This is a genomic window from Streptomyces sp. NPDC058086 (assembly GCF_042885015.1).
Classification (GTDB): Bacteria; Actinomycetota; Actinomycetes; order Streptomycetales; family Streptomycetaceae; genus Streptomyces.
The window spans coordinates 31646-43772 of the sequence record NZ_JBHVST010000001.1 but is presented as its reverse complement, the minus strand read 5'-3'; the positions used below and the strand labels follow the sequence as shown (position 1 = coordinate 43772).

Below are 12127 nucleotides of genomic sequence, written 5' to 3'. Positions count from 1 at the left end.
GGGAAACAACCGCCATGGCTATCTTCCTCAACAAGGACAGCAAGGTCATCGTCCAGGGCATGACTGGTGCCACGGGCATGAAGCACACCAAGCTCATGCTGGCCGACGGCACGAACATCGTCGGTGGCGTGAACCCGCGCAAGGCGGGCACGTCCGTCGACATCGACGGCACCGAGATCCCGGTCTTCGGCACGGTCGCCGAGGCCATCGAGAAGACGGGCGCCAACGTCTCCGTCCTCTTCGTGCCGCCGGCCTTCGCCAAGGCCGCCGTCGTCGAGGCGATCGACGCGGAGATCCCCCTCGCGGTCGTCATCACCGAGGGCATCGCCGTCCACGACTCCGCCGCCTTCTGGGCGTACGCGAAGTCGAAGGGCAACAAGACCCGCATCATCGGCCCGAACTGTCCCGGTCTCATCACCCCGGGCCAGTCGAACGCCGGCATCATCCCGGGCGACATCACGAAGCCGGGCCGCATCGGCCTGGTCTCGAAGTCCGGCACGCTGACGTACCAGATGATGTACGAGCTCCGTGACATCGGCTTCTCGTCCGCCGTCGGTATCGGTGGCGACCCGATCATCGGTACGACGCACATCGACGCGCTCGCCGCGTTCGAGGCCGACCCCGACACCGACCTGATCGTCATGATCGGTGAGATCGGCGGCGACGCCGAGGAGCGTGCGGCGGACTTCATCGCCAAGAACGTGACGAAGCCGGTCGTCGGCTACGTCGCCGGCTTCACCGCGCCCGAGGGCAAGACCATGGGCCACGCCGGCGCCATCGTCTCCGGCTCCTCCGGTACGGCCGCCGCGAAGAAGGAGGCCCTCGAGGCCGCCGGCGTCAAGGTCGGCAAGACGCCGACCGAGACGGCGAAGCTGGCCCGCGAGATCCTCGCCGGCTGACCTTCTCCAGGCTGGACCTTCTCCAGACTGAACGGGCTCGCATCCCCACGGGGGTGCGGGCCCGTCGTCGTACCCGGCTCAGCCCGTCGTCGTACCCCGCTCAGCCTGGCTCCGGAACCCGCTCGGCCTGGTTGCGGAACCAGCTCAGCCTGGTTCCGGAACCAGCCGCTCCGGCCCGCTGACCGTCTCCCCCTTGAGCTTGGCGCGCAGGGCCAGCTCCTCCGCGGACAGCGGCCCGGGCGCGACCCGGGGGGGCACCCCGTGCACCGTGGCGCCGGGCGCCAGCGGCGGTTCGTAGTGGTCCGGGGCCGTACGGAGCGTCAGCGTCGTGGCGCCGATGAGGACGACCGTGAAGGCGATGGCGGCGCGGGTCCAGTGCCGGGCGCGCTGCTCTCCGCCCCAGCGGACCGTGGTGGGCTTCGCGGCGCGCAGCCGCTCGGCGGAAGCGACCTCGGCGAGTCGCCGGTGCAACGCCTTCGGCTCCGCCAGCTCCGGCAGCCGCTTGGCCACGGCCTCGCGCGCGTGCAGCAGCCGGTTGGCCGCCGCGGGCGTGCTCGCCTCCGTCTCGGCCGCGGTCTCCGGCAGATCGAGCCCGACCCCGTCGTAGAGCAGCAGGGTCCGCCGGTACACGGGCGGCAGCTGCAGGAGTACGTCGAGCAGAGCGCGGTCCGCGGGGGCGGTGGGCGGCGGCTCCGGGTTGCGGTGCCGGGGGCGCAGCCTGTGCCAGGGCGAGAGCGCGAACTCGTACGCCGTCGCCCGCACCCACCCCGCCGGATCGCGGTCCATGGCCACCTCGGGCCAGCGGTGCCAGGCCAGCTGGAAGGCGCGCTCCACCGACTCGCGCGCCAGTTCGCGCCGCCCGGTGAGCAGGTAGGTCTGCCGTACGAGGGCGGGGGCGCAGAACGCGTAGAGGGCGTCGAAGGCCTGATCGGGCGTCAGGGGGGCCGAAAGGGGTTCGAGTTCGGCTTCGGGATCGGGGGCGAGTTCGGGTTTGGGTTCGGGGCCGAGCTCGGAGGCGGGTGGGGTTTCGGAGGGCGGCTCGGGGGTGGTTTCGGCGTGGTCGGGGGACGCTTGTACGGGGCCGGTGGCGGAGCCGACGAGCGCGGGAGCCGGATTCTCCTGATGGGTGGTCACCTCCTCAGCGCCCGTCAGCAGCCGTGCGTACGCGTCCCGTTTGCTGCCGCACGGCGTCGTACGGCCGTTCTCCCACGAGCGCACCGTCGCACGGGTGACGCCCACCGCGGCCGCGACGTCGGCCTGGCTCAGCGACTGGGCCTCGCGCAGGCGGCGGCGCTCCTGGGGGGAGGGCAGCGGGGTCTCAGGGGTGCGTGTCATGTCGGACCCCATAGGGTGCCCCTTAGTACGAAAAAGTACATAGCTGCATATTGAGCGACACATCCAAGGTTCGCCTGTTACGACGAGAAAGCGCGTGTCGTTGGGAGCATGGCGGACGTGACCCAAATGACCGACCGCAGACTGTCGTTGTCGCCCCTGCTCACCCGGATGCGCCACCGTTCACCCGGACTGGGCGCCAGCCTCCTGGGTGGCGCCCTCGCGGCGGGGCTCGGACTCGGTTCGTTCGCCGTCCTCGTCATGATGCTGTGGATCAGCTCGCCCTATCCGGACAGCGGGCCGAGCGGATCGCTGCACGTGGCCGCCGCGTTGTGGCTGCTCTCGCACGGCGTGGAGCTGATCCGCACCGAGACCCTGTCGGGCCAGCCCATGCCGGTGGGTGTGACACCGCTGCTGCTGGTCGTCCTGCCCGTGTGGCTGCTGTACCGGGCGGCGCGCGGCGTGGCGGACGCCGAGGCCGAGGCGGAGCCGGGCACGGTGTGGACGGGGGTCGTCGGGGGCTATCTGACGGTTGGAATTGCGGCCGCGCTGTACTGCTCGGGCGGGGAGTTGCGGCCGTCGTGGGTGTGGACCGCCGGATGCCTGCCGTTGCTCGCCGGGAGTGCGACGGGCGTGGGGGTGTGGGCGGCGTACGGACGCGCCGACTTCCCCGTGACCGCGCGGGTCCGGCGGTTGCTCGCTGTGTTGCCCGCCGGCGTACGCCGTTGCTCGCCCGAATTCCTCGGGGCCTCCGCGCGGGCGGCCGGGGCCGGGGCGGCGGTGCTTGTCGGGGGTGGCTCGCTCTTGGTCGCGGCGTCGCTGGTGTGGCACGGCGATGCCGTCCGGGACTCGTTCGCGCAGCTCACCGAGGTGTGGTCGGGGCGGTTCGCGGTACTGCTGCTCTGTCTGGCGCTCGTGCCGAACGCTGCGGTGTGGGGGGCCGCGTACGGGCTCGGGCCCGGGGTCGTGCTGGGGGCCGGGCATGTCGCGGGGCCGTTGTCCGCGGCGGGGCCGGGGCCGTTGTTGCCGGCGTTTCCGCTGCTGGCGGCGGTGCCGGTGCCGGTGCCGATGCCGGGGGCGGCGTGGAGTGAGGTGGGGATGGGGGTGCCGGTGGCGGCGGGGATGACGGTGGCGTGGTTCCTGGTGACCGCGGGGGCGCCGGGGGAGGGGCGTGAGGCCTGGTCGTGGGGGCGGGTCGTGGTGGGGGTGGGGGTCGCGGCCGTGATGTGCGGGCTGGTGATGGCGGTGCTTGCCGGGGTGGCGGGTGGGCCGTTGGGGGTGGCGGCGTTGGCTCACTTCGGGCCGGTGTGGTGGCAGGTGGGGGGAGCGGTGGTGGCTTGGACGGTGGGGGTGGGGGTTCCTGTGGGGGTGGTGTTGTGGGGGTGGGAGCTTCGGCGGCGGGTTTCTTGGCCCTCGTGGTTCTCGTGGGGGTCGTGCCGGTTGTGGTTCTCGTGGGGGTTCTGGGCGGGGCGGTCGCGGGGGGACGGAGGTCAGGTGGGGGTGACTCCGTCGGCGGGGACGGCTCCGGCTCCGGCTTCTGTCCCTGCTGCTGCCGCTGTCCCTGCTGCTGCCGCTGCCACTGCTGCCCCGGCTTCCGGGCCGGCTTCGGATCCGAGTTTGGAGCCGTACGACTTGCTGCCCTCCGATGGTGGGGAGGCGACGTCCTTGGCGGCGCCACCTGAACGGGGTGAGTGAGGAGCCCTCGGTTTCCTCGCCCCCGCCGCCCCAGCCCTCCCCCCAAGCTCTCGGCTTCGCTCGAGCAGGGGGACCCCCCATCATCCCCTGGGGCTGCGCCCCTGACGGGGCGCGTTCGAGCTAGCTGTGCGTTCCCAGGACGCCCCTCAGGTCCTTCGGGAGGAGGTCGTTGCAGGACTGTTTGGCGGCGTTGGTGAGGGCGTCGTTCGTGCAGGAGTAGTAGTCGCTGTACACGAGCTGCGCGGTGAAGGTCGCGGCGACCATGACGATGGCCAGGGACGCGGTGACGAGGCCGCTCACCGCGGCGGTCGTCTGGGGGCGGGTGTTCGCTTCGGGGGCCGGGGTGTCCGGATCCGGCGTGCGGGGCTTGGCGCGCAGGGCACTGCCGCCCCAGTACAGGGCGAGCGCACCGAGCAGCAGTGCCACGTACGGCCAGCTGAACAGGGCGAAGAAGAACGCCCACATTCCGGAGAGCAGCGCGTAGCGCGCGCGGCGCTGGGCGGGGTCCGTCGGGTCCCAGCGCATTCCGGCGCCCGGCCCACCGCCGGGACCTTCCGGGCCGCCCTGACCCTGCGGAGCCCCGGGACGGTCGCCGAAACCGCCGCCGGACGAACGCCCCGGCTGGCGGTCGCTCCACTGACTGCCCCAAGGGGACTGTCCGGGGTCGGAACCGTCGTTCTCGTTCGGGCCATGGCCGGACGCGGGACGTCGAGGCTGCCAGGGGCGGTCGGGCGTGCCCTCCGGCGGCGGAGCGAAGGGATTGTCGTCGGAGCCGGAGCCGGAGCCGGAGCCGGAGCCGGAGCCGGAGCCGGAGCCGGAGCCCGTGCTGGAGTCTGTGTCCGGGCCGCGTCCGCTCGCGGAACCGTTCCCACCCGCGGGCGTGTCCCCGCTCTCCCGCGGCGGGGTAGGCGAAGGGCGCCGCTCGCGCAGCAGCAGCGGAGGGAGTCGGAGACTGCGGTCCGGCATCAGGTGTGCGTCTTCCCCTTGGTGGTTCTGGCGGGCGGCGTGTCCACACGGCATCGTGCTCGCGACGCGCACCCCGAGCGTCCTGCCCGGAGCTCGCACCCCGGGCGTTCGTTTCCAGGATCAGGACCCGGGATTCGCACCCCGGGTACCGCTCCACGGAGTCCCTGCCCCGGGTTTTCCGTCCGAGGCCCGCGCCCAGGACGATCGCCCCCGGGGCTCGTACCCCGAACGTTCTACCCGTCCCAGGTCAACGTCCCAAGCGCACAGGGCGTTCCCCGTGCTGAACGGTGTTCCCGGGAGGATCCACCGCAGACGCTACCTTCCGGCCACGCCCCCGTCCCGTGGGGGCCGCCCGGTGTGCCGGTATCGTTGCTGACGGTCGGCCGCTTTGTAGACTTCCCCGTATCCAGGGGCGCGAAGCATTCGTACGACCGTACAAACGCTCCCCCGAGAAAGGGCCCCGTCGTGGCCAAGACCAAGCGCCTCGTCGTGCTGGTCTCCGGATCAGGCACGAATCTGCAGGCACTGCTCGACGGCATCGCCGCGGGCGGGCCGGAGGCCTACGGGGCCGAGATCGTGGCCGTGGGCGCCGACCGCGACGGCATCGAGGGGCTGGCCCGGGCTGAGCGGGCCGGGATCCCGACCTTCGTCCGCCGCGTCAAGGACTACGACACCCGGGACGAGTGGGACCACGCGCTCGCCGAGGCCGTCTCCGACCACGAGCCCGACCTCGTGGTCTCCGCGGGGTTCATGAAGATCGTGGGGAAGGAATTCCTCGCGCGGTTCGGTGGGCGGTTCGTCAACACGCATCCCGCCCTGCTGCCGAGTTTCCCGGGGGCCCACGGCGTACGCGACGCGCTCGCGTACGGCGCGAGGGTCACCGGCTGCACCGTCCACTTCGTCGACGACGGCGTCGACACCGGACCGATCATCGCTCAGGGCGTGGTGGAGGTCCGGGACGAGGACGACGAGAGCGCTCTGCACGAGCGCATCAAGGAAGTCGAGCGAAGACTGCTCGTCGATGTCGTGGGGCGGCTCGCCCGCAACGGCTATCGCATTGAGGGACGAAAGGTAGTTATCCAGTGACCGCCGACAGCACAGTCACGGCCGAGAGCACCGAGGGCACCAAGCGGGTCATCCGGCGCGCGCTCGTCAGCGTCTACGACAAGACCGGGCTCGAAGAGCTTGCCCGCGGGCTCCACGAGGCCGGTGTCGAGCTCGTCTCCACCGGCTCCACCGCCGCCAAGATCGCCGCGGCCGGGGTCCCCGTCGTCAAGGTCGAGGACCTGACCGGCTTCCCCGAGTGCCTCGACGGCCGCGTCAAGACCCTGCACCCCAAGGTCCACGCCGGCATCCTCGCCGACCTGCGTCTGCCCGACCACCAGCGGCAGCTGGAAGAGCTGGGCGTCAAGCCGTTCGACCTCGTCGTCGTCAACCTCTACCCCTTCCGCGAGACCGTCGCCTCGGGCGCGACGCCCGACGAGTGCGTCGAGCAGATCGACATCGGCGGGCCTTCGATGGTCCGAGCCGCCGCCAAGAACCACCCGTCCGTGGCCGTCGTCACCAGCCCCGACCGTTACGGCGACGTCCTCGCCGCCGTCAAGAGGGGTGGCTTCGACCTCACCACCCGTAAGCGGCTCGCGGCCGAGGCCTTCCAGCACACGGCCGCGTACGACGTCGCCGTCGCCTCCTGGTTCGCCTCCGAGTACGCCCCCGTCGACGCCTCCGGGCTCCCCGACTTCCTGGGCGCCACCTGGGAGCGCGCGCACACCCTGCGCTACGGCGAGAACCCGCACCAGCCCGCCGCCCTCTACACCTCGGGCGCCGGCGGTCTCGCGGAGGCCGAGCAGCTGCACGGCAAGGAGATGTCGTACAACAACTACACGGACACGGACGCCGCGCGCCGTGCCGCGTACGACCACGAGGACCCCTGCGTCGCGATCATCAAGCACGCCAATCCGTGCGGCATCGCGATCGCCTCGAACGTCGCCGAGGCGCACCGCAAGGCGCACGCCTGTGACCCGCTGTCCGCGTTCGGCGGGGTGATCGCGGTCAACCGGCCGGTGACGAAGGAGATGGCGGAGCAGGTCGCCGAGATCTTCACCGAGGTCATCGTGGCGCCCGAGTATGAGGACGGCGCCCTCGAAGCCCTCACCAAGAAGAAGAACATCCGCGTGCTGCGCGCCCACCGTGCGCCCGCGAACCCGGCCGAGCTCAAGCCGATCGACGGCGGCGCGCTGCTCCAGGTCACCGACCGCCTCCAGGCCGACGGCGACAACCCGGCGAGCTGGACCCTGGCGACCGGTGACGCCCTGAACGAGGGCGAGCTCGACGAACTGGCCTTCGCCTGGCGAGCCTGCCGCGCGGTGAAGTCCAACGCGATCCTGCTCGCCAAGGACGGCGCCTCGGTCGGCGTCGGCATGGGCCAGGTCAACCGCGTCGACTCCGCGAAGCTCGCGGTCGAGCGGGCGGGCGCCGAGCGGGCCCGCGGGTCGTACGCGGCCTCGGACGCGTTCTTCCCGTTCCCCGACGGTCTGGAGATCCTCGCCGAGGCGGGCGTCAGGGCCGTGGTCCAGCCCGGCGGTTCGGTCCGTGACGAGCTGGTGGTCGAGGCCGCGAAGAAGGCGGGCATCACCATGTACTTCACGGGGACGCGGCACTTCTTCCACTGATCCGCGGCAGGTCGGTGCGTGTGCGGCGGTCCACCGGGGTTCCGGTGGGCCGCCGCTACCGTGCGGGCGCGGTGGTGGTGGCGCCCTTGACCGCGCGCTCGCAGTTCGGCCAGTCGTGGAAGTCGCGCTGCTTGCTCCACAGGCGCCTGGCCGCCCTGATGTTCCACTCCGGGTCCAGCGCCTGACGCGGGGTCCCGCCCAGCTCGCGCAGGCGCAGGTCGGAGATCTGGAACAGACCCCAGTTACGGGTGCCGTTGGTGTTGGGCAGGATGTGCAGCGGGTCGAGGAACGACTGGCAGTCCGCGATGGCGACCGCCGCTTCGGGTGCGTCGGTGAAGACCGCGCGGATGTGCGCCCGTACCTTCGCCGGCGGCCAGACGGTCATGCGTATGTTCGAGGTGTAGAGCGCCTTCTTGGTGGCGTCCCCGACGACTCCGTTGGGCTGGAGACCGGTGAACACCTGGAAGGCGGTGACCCGGCGCAGCGTCTGCGGGCCGAAGTCCGAGTCGACGTCGATGTCCGCGCCCTTGGCGTGCAGCAGCCGTTGTACCTCGCCCACGCACGCGTCGTGCTGGCCCATGGCCACCACGGGCTGACAGGCGGCCGAGAAGAGCAGACGGCCGTCCGCCGCGGAGCCGTCGCCGCTGCCGGACGACGGGTGATCGGTCGTCAGGGCCCAGGCGGAGACACCGAGCGTCAGGACCACGGCCCCGATCACGACGACACGGAAGCGGCCCTGCCGGAACTGGTCAAGACGGAAACGGCCCTGACGGACCGGCGGAACGGGCCCGACCTCCACCGCCCCCGACTCCTTGTCACCGTCACCGTCACCGTCGTCACTGTCCACGAGATCAGTGGCGACAACGGCATCTGCGGGATCCACCGCGTCTCCTGCGGCCTCCGTCGCCGTCGCCGTCGCCGTCTCCGTCTCCGCCTCCGTCCCCGTCTCCGTCCGGGCGGCGTCGGCCAGGGCCCACTGCCGGTGCAGCGTCCGCAGTTCGTCCGGGGTCGCGCCGCAGGCGATGGCGAACCGGTGCACGCTTCCGTAGTCCTGGGGCACCGAAGTGCCGCGGCAGTAGCGGTGCAGTGTGGACCCGGCGGTGCCGGTCTTCTTGGCGAGGGCCTCGTAACTCAGACCTGACCGGTTCTTCAGCGAACGCAACAACGCGGCGAACCGTTCGGTTTCCCGGCACGCGGGCATCGCTCTTCCCCCCTGGCACTTACGGCACGCTGGTCAGACGTTCCAGTGGCTGGACACAGTAGCCGTCCCACGGCCGTCCCAAGGGTTAGAGAACGCGCCAAGTAGCGGGCGTCCGGCCGTCCCGGCGTCCCAGCCAGCCCGGTCTCCTTGCCCGGCCGGGACGCGCGTTGCCACCTTCTGGCTGTCCGACCACCAGCAGCCGCATCGCAAGGAGAAACAGACCCATGAACCTTTCCGTACGTCGTCCGCGCCGCCTCTCCCCGCTGCTCGCGACCCTCGCCGTCAGCGCGGCCGCCGCCACCACGCTGGCCCTGCCCGCCTCCGCGTCGGCGGCACCCGCCTCGGCCGCCGCCGTGGACTGCGCGTCGGGTGACGTCTGCTTCTGGACCGGTTTCAACTTCACCGGCAGCAAGTGCTCGTGGAGCGTCGCCGACCCCGACTGGCAGAGCGGCGCCATCAAGTGTTCCTGGGCCGCCACGACGAACGTGAAGTCGGTGTGGAACGCCGGCACCGGGTCGTACAGCGGTGTCGCCTTCTACGCGAACACCAACTACAACGGCCGGATCGGCTGCACCCGGCAGCAGCAGGGCGGCAACCTCGCCGGTACGTACAAGGTGCGGTCCCACCAGTGGATCACCGGTAACTGCGGCTGAGCCCTGGCGCACGTGCGCGGCGGTGGCTTTCGGCCCCTCGGGGGAGGGCCGGAAGCCACCGCCGCAATTCTTTGCGCGTCAACGGCCTCTACCTCACATGGCCGGAAGTCGCCCCGGAGGTCGGCCTCGTGGCAGCCGTGCCGCCGGTGGCCTCAGACCGAGTACTTCGGACGGTCGAACCAGGCGGCGCCGTCCGCCTTGCCGACGAACACCGCGATCAGGATGGCGAGCACGGTGTGCACCAGACCGATGACGATGAACGGGTAGATACCGAGGACCGCGGTGAGGATGCCGAACACCAGCGCGGCGATGCGGACGCCGCTGCCGCCGTTCGCGCACTTGACGCCGAGCCAGATCGCGAAGACGCCCCACGCCAGGACCGCGACCGTGATGCCCCACAGGACGCCGGCCGAGTAGTCCGCGAGCTGCTGGAACTGGACGTCGTTCTTGAGGTCCGCGTTGTTCTTCGCGGCGGAGACGGCGAGCGCCGAGATCGCGATCAGGATGGCGCCGAGCACCTGGAGACCGCCGATGACGAACAGCATCACGCGCGCGGCCTTGACCGTGCCGGGCATCTCCATCGGGCCGCCGGGGTAGCCGCCGTACGGCTGCTGGCCGAGCGACGGGGCCTGCGGGTAGCCGTAACCGGGCTGCTGCGGGGCGCCCTGGGGGTAGCCGTAGCCGGGCTGGCCCTGGGGCGGGTAGCCGGCCGGCTGGCCCTGCGGGGGACCGTAGGGGTTGTTCGGGTCGCCGAAACTCATGGCGGGTCTTCCTCCGTTGCCTGGTGCGGGGACGCGCGGCAAGGTGCGGAGGAGAGTTCTACAGAGCGGTCCGTCCCCCCGGTACTGTCCGCGGCACTGTGATGTTCATCGTTCTAAATGCCTTACCTATTTGTCCAGGGCCCTTCCGATTGTGTTGTGCAGGTGTTGTGCAAGCGCAACATCGCTGATCACGGCTGATCGCGGCTGGTGGCAGAGGGAAAGGGGCGCCCGGATTGGAACCGGGAGCGGGTCATCCGCGAGGATGGGGCCATGACCGCCCAGATTCTCGATGGCAAGGCCACCGCAGCCGCGATCAAGTCCGATCTGACCGTCCGCGTGGCGGCCCTCAAGGAGAAGGGCGTCACGCCCGGCCTGGGGACCGTCCTGGTCGGCGACGACCCCGGCAGCCAGAAGTACGTCGCGGGCAAGCACCGCGACTGCGCCCAGGTCGGTATCGCGTCCATCCAGCGTGAACTGCCCGCGACCGCCACGCAGGAGGAGATCGAGGCGGTGGTGCGCGAACTCAACGAAGATCCCACCTGCACCGGCTACATCGTCCAGCTCCCGCTCCCCAAGGGCATCGACGAGAACCGCATCCTCGAACTGATGGACCCGGACAAGGACGCCGACGGCCTGCACCCGATGAACCTCGGGCGGCTGGTCCTCAACGAGCCGGCCCCGCTGCCGTGCACCCCCAACGGCGTCCTCACCCTGCTGCGCCGCTACGGCGTGGAGATCAAGGGCGCCGAGGTCGTGGTCGTCGGCCGCGGGGTGACCATCGGGCGTCCGATGCCGCTGCTGCTGACGCGGCGCAGCGAGAACGCCACGGTCACCCAGTGTCACACCGGCACCCGTGATCTCTCCGCGCACCTGAAGCGCGCCGACATCATCGTCGCCGCGGCCGGATCCGCCCACCTCATCCGCGCCGAGGACGTGAAGCCGGGCGCCGCCGTCCTCGATGTCGGTGTCTCGCGCAGCGCCGAGGGCAAGATCGTCGGCGACGTCCACCCGGACGTCGCCGAGGTTGCCGCCTGGATCTCCCCGAACCCCGGCGGCGTGGGCCCGATGACCCGCGCCCAGCTGCTCGTCAACGTGGTGGAGGCGGCGGAGCGCAGTGTCGGCTGACGGCGGGCCCGAGGACGCCGCGGCCCGCGACACCGACACCGACGCCGAGTCGGCAGTGCGGGAGGCCGCGTCCGCGAACGGCGGGTCGGCCGTGCGGAGGGCGAGGGCGGTGAAGGGCGAGTCCGTCGTGCGGAAGGCGGTGTCCGCGAGTGGTGAGGCCGGTCCTCGGAAGGCGGGGTCCGTGAACGGTGAGGCCGGTCGTCGGAAGGCGGGGTCCGTGAACGGTGAAGCCGGTTCGGGGAAGGCGGGGTCCGTGAACGGTGTGGCGGGTGTGCGGGAGGCGGAGGGCGCCGAGGGCGAGCCGGGTGCGCCCGACGCCGTGAGCGCGCCCGACGCAGAGGGGAAGCCGCGCCGCACCACACGGCGCTTCCCCCTGTTCACGCGGGACACCGCGCGACCCGAGGGCGGCGGCCGGGCGGCGGGCGGCGACGCCTCGGCCCCGGCCCGCCAGTGGCCGATCCTCGCCGTGCTGTCGTCCGTCGGACTCGGCCTGCTGCTGACCGCCCTCGACGTGTTCCGGCTCGGCACGGTCCTGATCGGCGCCGCGCTGCTGGCCGGCGCCGTGATGCGCTGGATGCTGCCCGACGTGGGCATGCTCGCGGTCCGCTCCCGCTTCACGGACATGCTCACGTACGGCGTGCTGGGCGTCGCCATCGTGCTGCTCTCGCTGATGGCACAGCCCCACCCGTGGCTGGTCATTCCGTTCCTGGACGACACGCTGCACTTCACCGTCCGCTGAGACCAGACCCCCGCGCATGCCCTGAAGCAGGGCGCGGCCCGTCCCCTCCCCCGAGTAAGGACGGGCCGCGGCCGGGCGGCCGGA

General features: G+C 71.6%; 11 protein-coding genes. 7 read left to right on the top strand and 4 right to left on the bottom strand.

The genetic code is table 11. The features are described from left to right. Positions 1-14: 14 nt before the first annotated feature. Positions 15-899, top strand: coding sequence for a succinate--CoA ligase subunit alpha (gene sucD, locus ACFVWD_RS00195; protein WP_389592967.1), 885 nt, complete (start codon positions 15-17; stop codon positions 897-899). Positions 900-1043: 144 nt separating this feature from the next. On the opposite strand, the gene ACFVWD_RS00190 is transcribed toward sucD, so the two are convergent. Further along, positions 1044-2234: a sigma factor-like helix-turn-helix DNA-binding protein gene (locus ACFVWD_RS00190; protein WP_389592965.1), complete on the bottom strand. Its 1191-nt coding sequence runs from the start codon at positions 2232-2234 to the stop codon at positions 1044-1046. Between the two features lie 108 nt (positions 2235-2342). Here ACFVWD_RS00190 and ACFVWD_RS00185 point away from each other — a divergent pair, with 108 nt between their 5' ends. Further along, positions 2343-3926, top strand: a complete 1584-nt coding sequence (locus tag ACFVWD_RS00185; RefSeq protein WP_389592963.1) for a DUF6350 family protein — start codon at positions 2343-2345, stop codon at positions 3924-3926. A gap of 120 nt (positions 3927-4046) precedes the next feature. On the opposite strand, the gene ACFVWD_RS00180 is transcribed toward ACFVWD_RS00185, so the two are convergent. Continuing rightward, entirely contained in the window at positions 4047-4892 is an 846-nt protein-coding gene (locus ACFVWD_RS00180; protein ID WP_389592961.1) for a hypothetical protein, read from the bottom strand. 465 nt (positions 4893-5357) lie between these two features. On the opposite strand from ACFVWD_RS00180, the gene purN reads away from it, so the two are divergent. Together purN and purH are read left to right on the top strand one after the other, a co-directional pair. Further along, positions 5358-5978: a phosphoribosylglycinamide formyltransferase gene (gene purN / locus ACFVWD_RS00175; RefSeq protein WP_389592959.1), complete on the top strand. Its 621-nt coding sequence runs from the start codon at positions 5358-5360 to the stop codon at positions 5976-5978. Beyond that, positions 5975-7564, top strand: coding sequence for a bifunctional phosphoribosylaminoimidazolecarboxamide formyltransferase/IMP cyclohydrolase (gene purH, locus ACFVWD_RS00170; RefSeq protein WP_389592957.1), 1590 nt, complete (start codon positions 5975-5977; stop codon positions 7562-7564). The genes purN and purH overlap by 4 nt, the downstream gene beginning before the upstream one ends. A gap of 55 nt (positions 7565-7619) precedes the next feature. Here the strand turns inward: purH and ACFVWD_RS00165 are convergent, their stop codons facing one another. Beyond that, positions 7620-8765 carry a helix-turn-helix domain-containing protein gene (locus ACFVWD_RS00165; protein ID WP_389592955.1) on the bottom strand — a complete coding sequence of 382 codons (1146 nt, stop codon included), beginning with the start codon at positions 8763-8765 and terminating at the stop codon, positions 7620-7622. Between the two features lie 224 nt (positions 8766-8989). Here ACFVWD_RS00165 and ACFVWD_RS00160 point away from each other — a divergent pair, with 224 nt between their 5' ends. Next, complete coding sequence (locus tag ACFVWD_RS00160; RefSeq protein ID WP_101400201.1) at positions 8990-9418, top strand: peptidase inhibitor family I36 protein; 429 nt, start codon at positions 8990-8992, stop codon at positions 9416-9418. A 152-nt stretch (positions 9419-9570) separates the two neighbouring features. Here ACFVWD_RS00160 and ACFVWD_RS00155 read toward each other — a convergent pair whose 3' ends face one another. Next, on the bottom strand, positions 9571-10179 hold the full coding sequence (locus ACFVWD_RS00155; RefSeq protein ID WP_389592953.1) for a hypothetical protein: 609 nt from the start codon (positions 10177-10179) through the stop codon (positions 9571-9573). A gap of 270 nt (positions 10180-10449) precedes the next feature. Between ACFVWD_RS00155 and ACFVWD_RS00150 the strand changes: the two genes are divergently transcribed. Beyond that, on the top strand, positions 10450-11304 hold the full coding sequence (locus ACFVWD_RS00150) for a bifunctional methylenetetrahydrofolate dehydrogenase/methenyltetrahydrofolate cyclohydrolase (RefSeq protein ID WP_389592951.1): 855 nt from the start codon (positions 10450-10452) through the stop codon (positions 11302-11304). Between the two features lie 253 nt (positions 11305-11557). Further along, on the top strand, positions 11558-12043 hold the full coding sequence (locus tag ACFVWD_RS00145; RefSeq protein ID WP_389593231.1) for a DUF3017 domain-containing protein: 486 nt from the start codon (positions 11558-11560) through the stop codon (positions 12041-12043). The last annotated feature ends 84 nt before the right edge of the window (positions 12044-12127 follow it).